The 16,381-nt window shown below is 72.4% G+C and carries 11 protein-coding genes and 1 pseudogene; 7 read left to right on the top strand and 5 right to left on the bottom strand.

The features are described 5' to 3' along the window. Positions 1-94 precede the first annotated feature (94 nt). The gene (locus AB0J02_RS31225; protein ID WP_363197166.1) at positions 95-1,684 is read left to right on the top strand and encodes a penicillin-binding transpeptidase domain-containing protein; all 1,590 of its coding nucleotides are present in this window, start codon (positions 95-97) and stop codon (positions 1,682-1,684) included. A gap of 7 nt (positions 1,685-1,691) precedes the next feature. On the opposite strand, the gene crcB (AB0J02_RS31230) is transcribed toward AB0J02_RS31225, so the two are convergent. The 3 genes from crcB (AB0J02_RS31230) to AB0J02_RS31240 form a co-directional block, all read right to left on the bottom strand. Next, the gene (gene crcB / locus AB0J02_RS31230) at positions 1,692-2,066 is read right to left on the bottom strand and encodes a fluoride efflux transporter CrcB (RefSeq protein WP_363197167.1); all 375 of its coding nucleotides are present in this window, start codon (positions 2,064-2,066) and stop codon (positions 1,692-1,694) included. After that, positions 2,063-2,551: a fluoride efflux transporter CrcB gene (gene crcB, locus AB0J02_RS31235; RefSeq protein WP_363197168.1), complete on the bottom strand. Its 489-nt coding sequence runs from the start codon at positions 2,549-2,551 to the stop codon at positions 2,063-2,065. Before crcB (AB0J02_RS31235) ends, crcB (AB0J02_RS31230) begins: the two co-directional genes overlap by 4 nt. 204 nt (positions 2,552-2,755) lie before the next feature. Next, a complete protein-coding gene (locus tag AB0J02_RS31240) occupies positions 2,756-4,414 on the bottom strand; it encodes a hypothetical protein (RefSeq protein WP_363197169.1) in 1,659 nt (552 codons plus the stop codon). Between the two features lie 162 nt (positions 4,415-4,576). On the opposite strand from AB0J02_RS31240, the gene AB0J02_RS31245 reads away from it, so the two are divergent. From AB0J02_RS31245 to AB0J02_RS31260, 4 genes are all read left to right on the top strand, one after another. After that, positions 4,577-7,693 carry a glycoside hydrolase family 3 N-terminal domain-containing protein gene (locus AB0J02_RS31245; RefSeq protein ID WP_363197170.1) on the top strand — a complete coding sequence of 1,039 codons (3,117 nt, stop codon included), beginning with the start codon at positions 4,577-4,579 and terminating at the stop codon, positions 7,691-7,693. Between the two features lie 85 nt (positions 7,694-7,778). Further along, entirely contained in the window at positions 7,779-8,540 is a 762-nt protein-coding gene (locus AB0J02_RS31250) for a polysaccharide deacetylase family protein (protein ID WP_363197243.1), read from the top strand. An 86-nt stretch (positions 8,541-8,626) separates the two neighbouring features. After that, entirely contained in the window at positions 8,627-9,058 is a 432-nt protein-coding gene (locus tag AB0J02_RS31255) for an SRPBCC family protein (protein WP_363197171.1), read from the top strand. Between the two features lie 49 nt (positions 9,059-9,107). Further along, positions 9,108-10,178 carry a saccharopine dehydrogenase NADP-binding domain-containing protein gene (locus AB0J02_RS31260; protein ID WP_363197172.1) on the top strand — a complete coding sequence of 357 codons (1,071 nt, stop codon included), beginning with the start codon at positions 9,108-9,110 and terminating at the stop codon, positions 10,176-10,178. Positions 10,179-10,191: 13 nt separating this feature from the next. Here AB0J02_RS31260 and AB0J02_RS31265 read toward each other — a convergent pair. Continuing rightward, positions 10,192-10,356, bottom strand: a pseudogene (locus AB0J02_RS31265) (glycoside hydrolase); the annotation flags it as partial. 147 nt (positions 10,357-10,503) lie between these two features. Here AB0J02_RS31265 and AB0J02_RS31270 point away from each other — a divergent pair. Together AB0J02_RS31270 and eccCb are read left to right on the top strand one after the other, a co-directional pair. After that, positions 10,504-10,950, top strand: a complete 447-nt coding sequence (locus AB0J02_RS31270; RefSeq protein WP_363197173.1) for a hypothetical protein — start codon at positions 10,504-10,506, stop codon at positions 10,948-10,950. Beyond that, positions 10,913-15,217, top strand: coding sequence for a type VII secretion protein EccCb (gene eccCb / locus AB0J02_RS31275; RefSeq protein ID WP_363197174.1), 4,305 nt, complete (start codon positions 10,913-10,915; stop codon positions 15,215-15,217). The genes AB0J02_RS31270 and eccCb overlap by 38 nt, the downstream gene beginning before the upstream one ends. Here the strand turns inward: eccCb and AB0J02_RS31280 are convergent. Continuing rightward, positions 15,206-16,354, bottom strand: a complete 1,149-nt coding sequence (locus tag AB0J02_RS31280; protein ID WP_363197175.1) for an XdhC/CoxI family protein — start codon at positions 16,352-16,354, stop codon at positions 15,206-15,208. The two genes, eccCb and AB0J02_RS31280, sit on opposite strands and share 12 nt — an antisense overlap. Positions 16,355-16,381: the final 27 nt, after the last annotated feature.

Below are 16,381 nucleotides of genomic sequence, written 5' to 3' on the forward strand. Positions count from 1 at the left end.
CAGGTCCACAACCAGCAATGATATGCGATTTTGATTGATCTCCAATCGATATGGGACTTGGACAGGCACGGGGACGGATTGCTCTCCTCGCGGCATGACGCACCTTTCCTCTCCTCTCAAGGCCACCGTCGCCGTGACCGTGGTCCTCGCCGTCGCCGCGGGCGGCGCGTACGCGGCGGGGCTCGGCCCCTTCGACCGGGGCGAAGAGGCCCCCGACCCGGCGGCGGCCGCCACGGCCCGGGCGTTCCTCGCGGACTGGGCGGGCGGCCGCCTCGACGGCGCGGCCGCCCGCACCACGAACCCCGCCACGGCGCAGGAGGTGCTGCGCAACTTCACCGCCGGGCTCGACATCGACAAGCCCCGGCTGACCGCGGCGGAGGCGACCCGGGCCGACGACGGCTCGGTCCGGGTCCCCTTCACCGCGAAGATGCCCGTCAAGGGCCTCGGCACATGGACGTACACCTCCCAGCTCCCCCTGCGCGCGCAGGACAACGGCGGCTGGAAGGTGGACTGGAAGCTGTCGCTCGTCCATCCGCATCTGAGCGAGAGCGCCAAGTTCCGGCTGGAGCGCGAGGACACGGCCACCCCGAAGGTCACCGACCGCACCGGCGCCTCACTGACCGGCGACTCCTATCCGTCCCTGCAGGCGGTGCTCTCGCAGTTCGCCGGGGGCGGCGGCGGCCCCCGCGGGGCGATCCGGCTCGTCGACCGGGTCACCGGCGAGGTCGAGGGGACGGAGACCGGCTTCGGCAAGAAGGCGGCCACCACCGATGAGCCCGTCGCCACCACGCTCGACGCCTCCTGGCAGTCCGCGGCCGAGAAGGCGATGGCCGAGGCCGGCGGCAAGAACGCCTCGCTCGTCGCGCTGCGCGTCGACAACGGCGAGGTGCTCGCCATGGCCAACTCGCCTGCCACGGGCTTCAACCGCGCGGTCTCGGGCACGTACGCGCCCGGCTCCACCTGGAAGATCGTCACGAGCAGCGCGCTGCTGCTCAAGGGCGCCGTCGCGCCGGACGACGTCGTGGACTGTCCCAAGCACCTCACCGTGGGCAAGGAGTTCCACAACGTCGAGACGTCCGAGTTCCCCGGCGCGACCTTCCGCAAGGACTTCACCGAGTCCTGCAACACGGCCTTCATCAGCCTGCGCGGCAAGCTCGGCGGGTCCGAACTCGGGGACGTGGCGCGCAAGTACTTCGGGGTCGGGCAGGAGTGGCATGTCGGGATCCCGTCCTACGACGGGTCGGTGCCGGTCCCGAAGGACGAGACGGAGAAGGCGGCGTCGATGATCGGGCAGGGCCGCATCCAGGCGAATCCGCTGATCATGGCGTCGGTGACGGCGACAGCCGCGTCCGGCACGTTCCACCAGCCGGTGATCGTGCGCGGCGGCGAGGACACGACGACCACCACCGCGCTGCCCGGGCCCGTCGTCACACAGCTGCGCGCGCTGATGCGGGCGACCGTCACCGAGGGGACCGCGCACGTGCTGGCCGATCTGCCCGGTGAGATCGGCGCGAAGACCGGCACGGCGGAGGTCTCCGAGGGCGAGGAGAACAACGGCTGGCTCGTCGCGCGGCGCGGGAACGTCGCCGTCGCCTGCGTCGTGGAGCAGGGCGTCACCGGCGGCGGTTCGGCCGGCCCGATCCTGCACAGCCTGCTGTCGGCCGTGCCCGGTGACCCGTCGTGAAAAGCCCTCAGCCCCAGAACGCCTGGGCCAGCGCCGCTCCCGTGAACGCCGCGCCGAGGCCCGCGGCGACGCTGCCGATGACGTTGGCAGCCGCGTAGAAGCGGGCCCCGGTCTCCGCGAGGCGCAGGGTCTCCCACGAGAACGTGGAGTACGTCGTCAGGGCGCCGCACAGGCCGGTGCCGATCAGGAGCTGGAGCTGGGACGAGGCGGCGCCCGCGGCGACCGCGCCCGTGATCAGGCCGAGGACGAGGGAGCCGCCGACGTTCACGGCGAACGTGCCCCAGGGGAACACCGTGTCGTGCCGGGACTGGACGGCGCGGTCGGTGACGTAGCGCAGCGGGGCGCCGACCATGGCGCCGGCGATCACCAGGAGCCAGTTCATCGGGGCCTCCGTCCGACGACGAGAAGGCGCGTGAGGTGCGCGCCGGTCCACACCGCGGCCAGCGCGACGCACACGGTCAGGGCCAGGTACCCGAGGGCGGTGCGGGCCTCGCCGAGGTCGGTCAGCTGCCGGATGTCCACCGCGTACGTGGAGAACGTGGTGAAGCCGCCGAGGACGCCGGTGCCGAAGAACGGCCGGACGAGCCGGTGGGCGTCCCGCTTCTCCGTGATCACGACCAGGAAGACGCCGATGACGGCGCAGCCGGCCGCGTTCACCCCGAGGGTCGTCCAGGGGAAGGCGCCGGGCACCGTCGGCCAGAGCAGCGACGCGCCGTAGCGGGCGGAGGCACCGAGCGCGCCGCCGAGCGCGACGACCCCGAGGACGGGTCCCTGCCCCCGCCACAGCTCGGAGCCCCGGGCGGGGGCGGGTGGTCCTGCGTCGGGGTCGACAGGTTCGTCCGCCAGGGGCGCGCGGGCCTTTTCCACTGATACGTCTCCTACTCGCCGGGCCTCCGCACCGGTAGCAGGGTACGGACGCACATCGTCGCAAGTAGGGACTGTTGGCGGCGTGCAAGCCGCGGTTGGGTGCGGCGAGCCCCACCGCCGCGCGCCGGCCACCGGCCGACGCGCCGTCCAGCCTACCCGGGCCGCGGTGGAGCGGTGTTCGTCGGGGGCGGCCGGGCACCGGCCTCAGAGATCCGCGCCGAGGCCGCTGCTCACCACATAACTGCACTGCGTATAGGTGTATCCGGGCTGGACGCTGCCGCCCGCGGCGCGACTGCGGGCCGTGGCCGAGGGGCCGCTGGGCTTGTGCAGGAAGTGGTAGGTCCCCGCGGGCAGCCGGAGCGTCTTCTTCGGGTAGGTGCGGCCGCTCGCCTTGCAGGCCCTGCTGCTGCCCGCGGCCTCGCTGCCGTACGTCGAGCAGGCGTCGCACCCGCCGATGGTGACGCGGCCGGTGACGGGCCCGGTGTAGAGGATCTCGACCGGATCGGGACCGTCGTTGCTGATCACCATCTGCATGCGCGTGCCGCCGGGTGCGCGCGTCGGCGGCAACCGCGTTCCCGCGGAGGGGCGTTGCTCGGCGATCTCGGCGGCGATGGCCACCTGCCGGGCGCGGCTGCCGCGCCGGTCGCTCTTGTAGGTGCCCGCGAAGCCGGCGAGTGTCTTGCGGGCGTCCGCGAACTTCCCGTCCTTGAACTGGTCCATCCCGCACGCGTACGCGCCGTCGCGCACGGCCCCGTCGACCTTGCCCCGCAGCTGTGCGGGGGCGGGCGCGGGCAGGGCCTTCGCCGTGTCACCGATACGGCGCAGCTCGTCGGTGGCGCGGCACGGCTGCGCCCCGGACAGGGCGCCCGCGCGCTGGTCGACGGCGGCGCGCACCGCGGGCGTCACCTTCGCCGCCTGCGCGGACTTCGGGAACGTACGCAGGAGTTGGCCGAGTTCGCCGCCGTGTCCGTCGCTCTCGGCGGTGCCGAGTTTCCCGGTGCCGCATTCCAGGAGGGAGACGGCGAGGGGCTTGTCGGGCCAGGCGGCCAGGGAGCCGAGGGTGTCGCGGTCGATGGACGTCGGTACGTCGCGGAGGTATTCGAGCGGGCGGACCGCTGCGCAATGGTCCTTCTCGGCGTACGGCGCGGCGACCGTCTTGTAGTAGGTGTCGAGGCTGCCGTGGACGCGGTGCGCCGCGCGGGAGTCCGGGTGGTCCACGATGAGGGCGCGGTAGCGGGCCAGGGCGGTGCGGTAGGCGGGGCGCGCCTGGGCGAAGTCCGCGGTGGAGGCGTCCTGGACGAGGGCGTCGGTCGCGGCGAGCCGGTCGAGCAGCATCTCCTCGACGGCGTCGTCCCGCAGCCCGGTGTACGCGACGGCTCCCCCGGCGGGCACCGCGAGCAGGGCAACCGCGAGGGCGACGACCAGAACGGGTCTTCTCTGTACGGAAGTTGAGCGGGCGCGCAGGCCCCGGCGCGCCCCGTCCGCCGCCGCGATCAGGAGCAGCGCCGGGTATCCGACGAGTGCCCATCCCGGCACTCCGTCCGGGTCGGCGGGCAGGGCGACGACGAGCAGCGCGGCCGTCGCGGCGAGACACAGCGCGGCGAGCAGCCGACGGCGCAGGAACACGTAACCCAGGCCCAGGCCGGAGAGGTTGAGCAGGCCGGCGGCGAGCGCCCGGGCCGGGTCGGCGGGGCCCGGCGGCGGTTCCGGCGGCCGCGTGGGCATCGGCGGGGGCGCGGGCGGCATCGCGGGCGGCGGCATCGCGGGCGGCGGTCCGAACCCGCCGCCTCCCGAGGGCCCCGCGTCCCCCTCCCGGCCCGCCCGGTCCGCCCCACTGCCGTACGCGTCCCCCGGCCACCCCATCGCGGTCCCCCAACCGTCAGGTGTCACAACACAGTTGACACGATCCGGGGCGGCGACGCGGCTGTCAATCGATGGCGGGCCGCCAACTCCCTTTACGTTCCGAAGACTTGACGGTCTCCCGGCACCCCCTTTAACTCAACTCTTGAATTGAGGCACTCCACGATGCACCACCATCACCCGCAACGGGAACATCGGGAGAGAATCTTGCGCCACTTCACACACACCCCCGCACCGGGCCGCAGAAGACGGGCCGCCCTGCTCGCCGTCTCCGCACTCGCCGCGGGACTGCTCCCCCTCACGGCCGCCGGGACGGCCTCGGCCGACGACCCGGCGCCCGTGCCCGTCGACCGCTTCGAGGGCGAGGTGCCGTTCGCCCCGCAGCCCGCCGAGGGCCTCTTCACCTGGGGCGGCGACGCGGACGACAACCCGCAGCTGGAGCTGAAGGAGCGCGCGGACGCGCCCGAGGGCGCCAAAGTGCTCGAAGGCTCGTACGACATCAGCGGCTACGGCGGCTTCACGCACGACTACGCCGCCGATCAGCCGGCCCACGACTGGTCCGCGTCCAAGGGCATCCGCTTCTGGTGGTACGGGCAGAACACCGCGCCGCTGCCGCCCGGTTCGGGCAGGAAGGTCAGTTTCGAGATCAAGGACGGCGGCGCGCACGGCGAGGCGTCCGAGCTGTGGACCACGTCGTTCACGGACGACTGGCAGGGCTGGCACCAGGTCGAGATCCCGTTCACGCAGTTCGCGTACCGCACGGACTACCAGCCCGTCGGCGGCATCGACCACGTCCTCGGACTCGACCGGATGTGGGGTTACGCCCTCACGCTGCCGACCGGCGTGAAGGGTCAGTTCGCCCTCGACGACGTCGAGTTGTACGGCAAGGCCGATCAGGCGCTGACGGCGCAGGTGTCGACGGACGCCGCGGTGTACCCGGTGAAGGAGGGCGGCGCGGCCAAGGTCGGGCTCTCCGTCACGACCACCGGGAACGTCCCGATCGAGGACGACGTGACCGTGGAGTACGCGAGCGACGGCGGCACCGCCGAGCCCGGCAAGGACTACACACCGGTCAGCGGCAAGGTCACCTTCCCGGCGGGCACCGCGTCCGGCGCGTCGAAGACCGTCACGGTCGCGACCGCCAAGGACCGCGAGAAGGCCGAGAGCGCCGAGACGATCCCGCTGAAGCTGACGGTCACCGGCGCCAAGCCGCCCGCCGAGAACCCGCAGGTCGTCATCGACGCGCACGGGCTGCCCTACCTCGACGCGAAGCTCCCGGTGAAGAAGCGGGTCGCCGACCTCGTCTCCCGGCTGTCACTGGAGGAGAAGGTCGGCCAGATGACGCAGGCCGAGCGCAACGCCCTCAAGTCCCCTGGCGACATCGCCGGTTACGACCTCGGCTCGCTGTTGTCGGGCGGTGGCTCGGTTCCTACCCCGAACACGCCCGAAGGCTGGGCCAAGATGATCGACGGCTATCAACTGCGGGCGCAGGCGACGCGGTTCCAGATCCCGCTGATCTACGGCGTGGACGCGGTGCACGGCCACAACAACGTCGTCGGCGCCACGATCCTGCCGCACAACATCGGCATCGGCGCCACCCGCGACCCCGCACTCGCCGAGAAGACGGGCGCGGTGACCGCCTCCGAGGTGCGCGCGACCGGCATCCCCTGGGACTTCGCACCCTGCCTGTGCGTGACGCGCGACGAGCGCTGGGGCCGCTCCTACGAGTCGTTCGGCGAGGACCCCGCGCTGGTGAAGTCCATGGAGACGATGATCCAGGGCTTCCAGGGCCGCGCGGACGGCAACGACCTCGACCGTGACGACAAGGTGCTGGCCACCGCCAAGCATTTCGTGGGCGACGGCGGCACCGGGTACGGCTCGTCGACCACGGGCTCGTACACCATCGACCAGGGCGTCACGAAGGTGACGCGGCAGGAGCTGGAGGCGGTGCACCTCGCGCCGTTCGGTGAGGCCGTGAAGCGGGGCGTCGGCACAGTCATGCCGTCGTACTCGTCGCTCGACATCATCGGCGACGACCAGGGCCCCGTGAAGATGCACGCGAACGCCGCGATGATCAATGGGGAGTTGAAGGACAAGCTCGGCTTCGACGGCTTCGTCATCAGCGACTACGCGGGCATCGACCAGATCCCGGGCGACTACGCCTCCGACGTCCGTACGTCCATCAACGCGGGCCTCGACATGATCATGGTGCCGACTGCCTACGCGGACTTCGAGTCGACGCTGCTCGCCGAGGTGAAGGCGGGCCGGGTGAGCCAGGCGCGCGTGGACGACGCCGTGTCGCGCATCCTCACGCAGAAGTTCAAGCTGGGACTCTTCGAGAAGCCGTATGCCGACACGTCGCACCTCGACGAGATCGGCGGCACCGCGCACCGCGCCGTGGCCCGGCAGGCCGCGGCCGAGTCGCAGGTACTGCTGAAGAACTCCGGCAACGTGCTGCCGCTCAAGAAGTCCCAGAAGGTCTACGTCGCCGGGTCGAACGCCGACGACCTCGGCAACCAGACCGGCGGCTGGACCATCACCTGGCAGGGCCGGTCCGGGAAGAACACGGACGGCACCACGATCCTCCAGGCGATGAAGAAGGCCTCCCCGGGCGCCGCGATCGACTACTCCAAGGACGCCTCGGCGCCGACCGCCGGGTACGACGTGGGCGTGGTCGTCGTCGGCGAGACCCCCTACGCGGAGGGCGTGGGCGACGTCGGCAACGGCAACGACCTGGAGCTGACCGCCGCGGACAAGGCGGCGGTGGACAAGGTCTGCGGCGCCATGAAGTGCGTGGTGCTGGTGGTCTCGGGCCGCCCGCAGCTGATCGGCGACCGGCTCGCGGACATCGACGGCCTCGTCGCGTCCTGGCTGCCGGGCACCGAGGGCGACGGGGTGGCCGACGTGCTCTACGGCAAGCGGGCGTTCACCGGGCAGCTCCCGGTCACCTGGCCGAAGTCGCAGGCGCAGCTGCCGATCAACGTGGGCGACTCCTCGTACGATCCGCAGTTCCCGTACGGCTACGGGCTGACGACGCTGACGAAGGTGCGGGGCGGCGGCGAACCCACGCTCAGGGCACTCGCGCTCGCGGCCCGGCACGTGCGCGGCGCGACGGCCGGGCGCGCGCTCGTCGAGCGGGCGCGGCTGATCGTCCAGCGGAAGGCGGGCGACCGGGTCACGGCCGCCTGGGCCAAGCCGTTCGCGGACGCCGACCACCTGTCCCTGAGCGGCGACTACGTGGGAGCGCTCACCACGCTACTGACTGCCTACAGGGAGGCCTGAGCTCCAAAAACCGCAGCTCAAATAGCTACACACTCAGTGTATACACCGTGTGTATAGTGCTGGCATGCCTGCCGCACCTGAGAAGATGATGAAAATACGAAGAGGGTTCCGAGCGGCCGCCGTACTGGCGGCCGCCGGAGCCCTCTCCCTCGGTCTGAGCGGCTGTACGCGGTACGACACGACCAGCCCGAGCACCGCCCGCAAGGTCTCCGGGGAGGCCGGCCGTTTCGGCACGGTCGACTGCCGCAGGGCCAAGTGCGTCGCCCTGACCTTCGACGCGGGCCCGAGCGAGAACAGCCCGCGCCTCCTCGACATCCTCAAGGACAAGAAGGTCCCCGCGACGTTCTTCCTGCTCGGCAAGAACCACATCGCCGACCACCCCGACCTGGTCGAACGCATGGCCAGGGAGGGGCACGAGCTCGCCGGCCACACCTGGGACCACAAGATCCTGACGGACATCGACGACACGCAGATCCGCGAGGAGTTCCGGCGCACCGACGACGCCGTGGAGAAGCTGACCGGCAAGCGCCCCACGCTGATGCGGCCGCCCCAGGGGCGCACGAACGACCACGTGAGCGAGCTCGCCGAGAAGGAGGGCCTCGCGCAGATCCTGTGGGACGTGACCACCAAGGACTACACGACCACGGACTCCGCGCTGATCCAGAAGCGCGCCGTCGAGCAGACGAAGCGCGACAGCATCATCCTGCTCCACGACATCTACAAGGGCACGGTCCCGGCCGTCCCCGGCATCATCGACACGCTCAAGCAGAAGGGCTACGTCTTCGTGACGGTCCCGCAGCTGCTCGCACCGGGCAAGGCGGAGGCCGGCAAGGTCTACAGGCCCTGAGCGCCCGCCCGCGCCCCCGCCCCTATCCCGCGACACGCGTGACGGGATACGGCCCGGCTCGCCGGTCGGCGGCCTACGCTCGCGGCGTGGCCCTTGTCCGGATCGTCCGCGAGACCCCGCTGTCCGCCGCCGAGGCGTGGCGGCGCCTGACCGACTGGGAGCGCCACGGCGACCTGGTGCCGCTCACCCGCATCACGGTGACCACGCCGCCGCCGACGGCCGCCGGCACGGCGTTCGTCGCGCACACCGGGGTCGGCCGCCGGTTCGGCTTCGACGACCCGATGGAGGTCGTCGCGTGGCAGCCGCCGCGCCGCTGCCGGCTCGTCAAGCGCGGCCGCCTCGTCACCGGGTGGGCCGAGGTCGAGGTGCGGCCGCTCGGCGCGGGCGGGGCGCGGGTGGAGTGGCGCGAGGAGCTACGGGTGCGCGGTGTGCCCGCGTTCGCGGACCCGGTGCTCGCGGTGGCAGGGCGATGGATGTTCGGGCGTGTGGTGAACGGGCTTCTGCGGCAACGGAGTTGAGTGACTCGGCAACTCGTCGGCAGGGCGGATGAGTTGTATCTTGTCCCACTTGGTCACCCTCCTTCGTACGGAAGTGAGCCGCCTCATGGCCATAGCCGTCTACGGCGCCACGGGACACACCGGGCGCCTCGTCACCGCCGAACTCCTCGCCCGCGGCCAGGACGTGATCCTCGCCGGGCGCGGCGAGCCGGGCCTGCGCGCCCTGGCCACCGAACTCGCCGCCCCGGACCGCGTCAACGTCCATGTCGCACCCCTGGACGATGCCCGCGCCCTGCGCCGGCTCGCCGAGCGGGCCGACGCGGTGAACCACTGCGCGGGGCCTTTCACCACGACGGGCGCCCCGGTCGCCGCCGCCGCGGCCGAGGCCGGCATCCCGTACGTCGACCACGCCATAGAGCCGCATCCGGTCAAGCACCTCTTCGACGCGTACCAGGGCGTCGCCGAGCGCACCGGAGCCGTCCTGGTCCCGCAGATGAGCTTCTACGGGGGCGTCGGCGACCTGCTCGCCGCGGCGGCGGCCGCGGGGCTGCCGCCCTCGGAGGGCATCGAGAAGGTCACCGTCGGCTACGCCGTCACCGGCTGGCGGATGACGCGCGGCGCGGTGGACACCGCGAACCTGCTCATCGGGGAGATCGACCGCATCTCGTACGCGCAGGGGGCGCAGCGCGTCGGCCCGGTGGAGGTCCGCAACTCCGTCTTCCCGTTCCCGCCGCCGGTCGGGCCGCGCACCACGATCGTGCCGTTCCCCTCCCCTGAGGTCGTCACCGTGCCCCGGCACGTCCCGACCCGCGCGGTCGAAGTGCAGCTCACCGCCTCGACGTTCGAGGAGGAACAGATCTTCAGCAGCCTCGACGCGAGCCCCGAGGAGCGGGCCCGCACCGAGTTCACGGTCGCCGTCCAGGTCGTGCGCGCCGGTGGCGGCGGCCGCAACGCCCATGTGCGCGGCCGGGACATCTGGCGGGCCGGGGCACTGGTCTCCGTGGAGGCCGTGCTCCGGCTCACCGGCGGCGAGGGACCGCGCAAGGCCGGGGTGTTCAGCCCGGCCGAGGCGTTCGAGGCCGCTCCGTTCCTGCGCTCCCTGGCCGACCAGGAGGCGTTCGAGGTGTTGAAGCTCCCGTAGAACTGAACTCCCCCTACAAGAGCGGGGGGTTGGCGAACCGCACCAGCTCAAGTGCCTGCTGTGGGAACCAGTCCCCCGCCTTCGGGTCGAGGCCCCCGCGCTCGGGGTCCTCGGGCCCGTCCGTCCCGCGCAGGCACAGCCCGTCCGACTCCCCCGGTGTCTTGATCCACAGGCGCGCTCCCAAACGAGCGTCGGGGACGGGACGCACGGCGTCAAGTACGGTGCACGGGACGTTCGTTGTCCCGCGTCTCCCACGCGTCACGGACCGGGCGGATACGATCTCCGGGCGGGCTCCGGACGGTGCGCGCGGGCAGGAGGAGGGGCCGTGCACGAACTGGAGCTGCGCGTCGACATCGGTGACGACGCGCCCGCGGACCAGCTGGACCGTCAAGTACGCGCCCTCTTCCAGGACTTGCGCAGGCTCGGCGCGCTGCGCGTCGAGCGCGGGACGCGGCCGGCCCCGGCCGGGTCGATGGCCGGCGCGGGGCACGACATCGCCGTCCTGGTCCTCAGCGGCGTGTTCTCCGCGGCCACTCTCAAAGCCGTCGGCAATGTCGTCATCGCCTACGTGAACCGCTCGAAGGCGCGTGCCGTGGAGTGGGAGTTCGACGGGAACAAGGGCTCGTTCACCGCCCTGTCCGCGAAGGATCAGCAGACCCTCGTGGACGTGGTGAGCGCCCGGATCGCGGCGGGCGCGGCGGCCGGGGACGCGACGGACGAGGCGGAGGAGACCGATGGCGGGGCGCCGGCTCGCACTGCTGGTCGCGACTGACGGCTACCAGGACCCGGGGCTCAACCAGCTGCGGGCGCCGGCTCGCGGCGCCGTCGAACTGCAGGCGCTGCTGCGGGATCCGGCCATCGGCCGGTTCGACGAGGTGCGGGCCCTCATGAACCGGCCGAAGGAGGAGGTGGAGGGGGCGATCGAGGACCTCCTCGCCGACCGGGAACCCGACGACTTCGTCCTGCTCTACCTCGCCTGCCACGGCATCCGCAACGACGGCGACCGGCTGTTCTTCGCCACCCTCGGCACGCGCCTGAACCGGCCCGCCGCCACGGCGGTTTCGTCGATGTTCCTGCACGGCCTGCTCGACGAGAGCCAGGCCGGCACCAAGGTCGTCCTGCTCGACTGCTGCTACAGCGGCCTCTTCCACCGCGGCACACCCATGTCGCCCGCCCCGGTGGACGTGGAGGCCGCGCTCGCCGGGCGCGGCACGTTCGTCATCACCGCCACGACGGCCCTGGAGTACGCCTACGAAGGCGACCAGCTGAAGATCGACAACGGGGTCTCCGCACCGCGCTTCACCAACGCCGTCATCGAAGGGCTCAGCACCGGTCTCGCCGACCTCAACCGGGACGGCGTGATCACCCCCGACGAGCTGTACACCTACGTCCACGACGCCGTCCGCAACCAGACGGGCCCCGACCAGACGCCCACCAAGTCCGGCCACTGCGAAGGAGATGTGGCCCTCGCCTACGCGCCGGAACTGGACGTCACCGCGGGCCCCGCCGGACGCGCCGCGGCCACCCACGAACTGCCTCTCGGGACGCTGCTCCCGCCCCCGATGGAGACCACCGACCGCGGCTTCACCTGCGACGCCTGGGAAGGCGCCGCCCAACTGCGCATCCCCGTCGGCCGCCTGGAGCACTCGGCGGACGGCGAGCTGATGTGCGTCGACTTCTCCGGCCGGGAGGGCAATGCCGCGGTGGTCGGCAAGCTCGGCAGTGGCAAGACCACGCTGCTGCGCTCGCTCGTCCTGTCCCTCGCGCTGACCCACACCCCGGGCGAGGCCGAGTTCGTCCTCCTGGAAGGCGCCGTCAACCGGCTCGGGGTCCTGCGCACCCTGCCCCACGTCCGCGGCGTCGCCGCACCGCACGAAGGGGGCCAGGTGAGCCAGGCGCTCGCCACGGTGAAGGACGCCATCGCCGCGCGCCGCTCCCTCTTCCGCGACCACGACATCGACTCCATCGAGGCGTTCCGCGCGCTGCGCGCGGAAGGTGCCCTCGGCACGGTGGAGACCAGCGACCTCTTCCTCGTGATCGACGGCTGGCTGGACTTCTGCTGGGAGCGCGGCGGGTTCGCGGACGAGGTGCACCGGCTGGCGAACACGGGACTCAACTACGGCGTCCACCTGTGCGTCACCGCCCGCCGCTGGAGCGATTTCACCCCCGAACTGCTCGGGCTGCTCGGCACCCGGATCGAGCTGGCGCTCGACCACGCCCAGGACTCCCAGGTCGACCCCGTGCTCGCGGCGAGCGTGGGCGTCGGCTGGGCGCTGTCCCGGCGGCGCCGGTTCCGGGTGGCGGTGCCCCGCCTCGACGACGTCACGGGCCACGTGGCAGCGCGCAGCTCGCTGGCCGACACCGTGGAGCGGATCCGGGCGGGATGGCGCAGGGGCCCCTCGCCGGACCACGCCGCGCCGGCCTGGGTCTCCTTCGCGGAGCTGCTGGGGATGGACCGGCCGGCCGACTGGGACCCGGCCCGCCTCTGGCGGGACCGGCCGCCCGCCGACCGGCTGACCACGCCCTTCGGCACGACGGCTTCGGGCGCGCCGGTGCGGCTCGACCTCAAGGAAGGGGCCTCCGGCGGCGCGGGCCCGCACGGGCTGCTGGTGGGCACCGCCGGTTCCGGCAAGACCGAGTTCCTGCGCACCCTGGTCCTCTCGTTCGCCACGACGCACGCGCCCGCCGAGCTGAACTTCCTGCTGGTCGGCTCCCCCGGCCGGGGCACCTTCCGGGGCCTGTCGGCGCTGCCGCACACCTCCGCGGTGCCCGAGCTCGGCCGCGAGGACGCCCCGGGCGTCGCCCGGCTCGCCCAGTCCCTGACCGGCGAGATCGAGCGCCGCGCGGCACTCCTGCGCAACGCGGGGCACTACTCCTCGCACGGCGACTACCGGCTCGCCGGCAGCCGCGGCGCCGCGCTGGAGCCGTTGCCCACCCTGCTCGTGGTGTTCGAGGACTTCACCGAACTCACCGACGCCTCACCCGACTTCATCGACACGCTGATCTCCGTCGGGCGCGTGGGCCGCTCCGTCGGCGTGCACATGCTGCTGGCCGCACGGCGGCTGCCCGACACCCTGCTGCGCGGCCTGGAGACCTTCCTCTCGTACCGGATCGCGCTGCGCACCGCCTCCGCGACGGAGTCCCGGACCGTGATCGGTGTCTCGGACGCCAACCGGGTGCCTCTCGACCCAGGTGTCGGCTATCTGCGGACCGGTTCCGAAGGCCTCGTCCGCTTCAAGGCCGCGTTCGCCTCGGCGCCGGGCCCCGAGGAGACCGAGGAGGACGCCTCGGTCCTGGACGCCGTCGTGGCCCGGCTCGCACGCCACGGCCCCGCGAGCCACCCTGTGTGGCTTCCGCCGCTGGAGGTGCCGCCGACCCTGGACGAGCTGATGCCCTCGGCCGTGGTCGACCCGGAGCGCGGCCTGCAGGCGCAACCCTCCCCGATCCCTTACCAGTTGTGCGTTCCACTGGGGTGGTGCGACGTGCCCGAGGAGCAGCGGCGCGACCCCCTGCTGCTCGACTTCTCCGAGGAGGACTGGGCGCACGCGTTGTTCGTCGGCGGCCCGCGCTCCGGCAAGTCGACGCTGGTCGCGACCTTCATCATGTCGTTCGCGCTGACCCACACCGCGCAGGAGGCCCGCTTCTACGTACTCGACTTCGGCGGTGGCCAGTTGGCGGACCTGGCCGGCCTGCCCCACGTGGGCCAGATCGCCCGCCGCACGGAACAGGAGCTGGTGCGGCGCACCCTCGCCGAGGTCGTGGAGATCCTGGCGTGGCGGGAGCGCGAATGCGCTGCCGGCGATGTCGGTTCGATCGCGGAGTACCGCGAGAAGTACCTCGGGCGGGAAGAACTCACCGCCCCCTGGAGTGACGTCTTCCTCGTCATCGACGGGTACGCCACGCTCCGCACCGAGTACGAGCAGCTGGAGCGCGCCGTCCTCGACATCGCGGGGCGGGGCGAGGAGTTCGGCATCCATCTGATACTCACCGCCGCCCGGTACGCAGAGGTCCGCCCGACCCTGCGGGAGCGGCTGCACCACGTCGTCGAACTGCGTCTCGGCGACCCCTCGGAATCGGAGATCGACCGCAAGAGCGCCCAGCACGTCCCGGCGGGCCGGCCGGGGCACGGGCTCACGCCCGACCGGCGTCATTTCCTCGCGGCCCTGCCCCGGCTGCGGGGCAGCGGGGACCTGCCGCTCGGCCGGGCCACGGCCGCTCTGGTGGACCGGGTCCGGGCCGCCTGGGGCGACCGTCCCGGGGCGCCGCCGGTCCGGCTGCTGCCGCGTGTGCTCCCCCCGGCCCAGTTGCCGGCGCCGGCCGACACCCCGGCCGGCACCCTGGCCATCGGGATCGACGGCACGGCCATGGCACCGGTGGTCGTCGACTTCGTCCAGGACCCGCTGCTCCTCGTCCTGGGCGAGACGGGGTCGGGCAAGACGTCGCTGCTCCGGTTCCTGGCCCGCTCCGTCGCCGAGAAGTACCCGGCCGAGGAGGCCCTGATCTTCGTGGCGGACTTCCGGCGGACGCTGATCGGCGATCTGCCGGAGTCGCATGTGCGGGCGCACTGCACCTCGCACGCCATGCTCCGGGACACCGTGGCGGCCTTGCGCGAGGTCCTCGACAGCCGTCTGCCGGGGCCCGATGTGACGCCGCAACAGATGCGGGACCGGAGCTGGTACACCGGACCCGCGATCCATCTCTTCGTCGACGACTACGAACTGGTCGCCACCTCGTTGGGCAACGAGCTGCTGCCACTGCTGGAACTACTGCCGTACGCCAAGGACATCGGCCTGCGGGTCGTGCTGACCCGCAGCTCGGCCGGTATGCACCGGGCCCTGTACGAACCGTTCGTCCAGCGGCTGCGGGACCACGGCGACCACGGCATCATCCTGTCCGGCGACCCCCAGGAGGGCATGCTCCTGGGGCAGACGCGGGCGACGCCCAAGCCGCCGGGGCGCGGCACCCTGGTGAGTCGCAAGTGGACCGGTGAGATCCAACTGGCCTACTCCCCTTCGTCCTTCGAGGCGTCAGGCGACTGACCCGATCCGCCGGGTGGCCGCCGCCTCGTGGTGGATCGGCGTGTGCGCGCCCGTCAGGGACACGCCGCTGCCGCCCCGCCGGTGCGCCACGATCTCCGAGGCGATGGACAGCGCCACCTCCTCCGGCGTACGCGCTCCCAGGTCGAGGCCGATGGGCGAGCGCAGGCGGGCCAACTCCAGTTCGGTGACCCCGACTTCGCGCAGGCGCTCGTTGCGGTCGAGGTGGGTGCGGCGGGAGCCCATGGCGCCCACGTAGGCGACGGGCAGGCGCAGGGCGAGGTGGAGCAGCGGGACGTCGAACTTGGCGTCGTGCGTCAGCACGCACAGCACGGTGCGGCCGTCGACCTCGGTGCGCTCCAGGTATTTGTGCGGCCATTCGACGACGATCTCGTCGGCGTCCGGGAAGCGGGCGGCCGTCGCGAAGACGGGCCGCGCGTCGCACACGGTGACGCGGTAGCCGAGGAACTTGCCCATGCGGACGAGCGCGGACGCGAAGTCGATCGCGCCGAAGACGATCATCCGGGGTGCAGGGACGGAGGACTCGACGAGCAGCGTGAGCGGTGCTCCGCAACGAGAGCCCTGCTCGCCGATCTCCAAAGTGGCGGTGCGGCCCGCGTCGAGATACGCGAGCGCCTCGCCCGCGACCGTGCGGTCGAGTTCGGGGTGGGCGCCGAAGCCGCCTTCGGTCGAACCGTCGGGGCGCACCAGCAGGGCGCGGCCCATGAGTTCGGCCGGTCCGGACACGATCCGCGCGACCGCCGCCGCCTCCCCCGTGGCGGCGGCGGCCAGCGCGGCCGCCAGCACGCCGCGTACGGCCTCTTCCGAGGCGCGTACCGGTGTGACGAGGATGTCGATGACGCCTCCGCACGTGAGACCCACGGCGAAGGCGTCGTCGTCGCTGTACCCGAAGCGTTCGAGGACCGGCTGCCCGTCCTGGAGCGCCTGGCGGCACAGCTCGTAGACCGCGCCCTCCACGCAACCGCCCGAGACCGAGCCGATCGCGGTGCCCTCGCTGTCGACGGCGAGCGCCGCGCCCGGCTGCCGGGGCGCGCTGCCGCCGACGGCCACCACGGTGGCCACGGCGAAGTCGCGCCCCTCACGGACCCACCGGTCGAGCTGTTCGGCGATGTCCAGCATGGATCGGTCTCCTTAGCGGTGACGAGG

This window comes from Streptomyces sp. NPDC050264 (assembly GCF_040655895.1).
GTDB lineage: Bacteria > Actinomycetota > Actinomycetes > Streptomycetales > Streptomycetaceae > Streptomyces.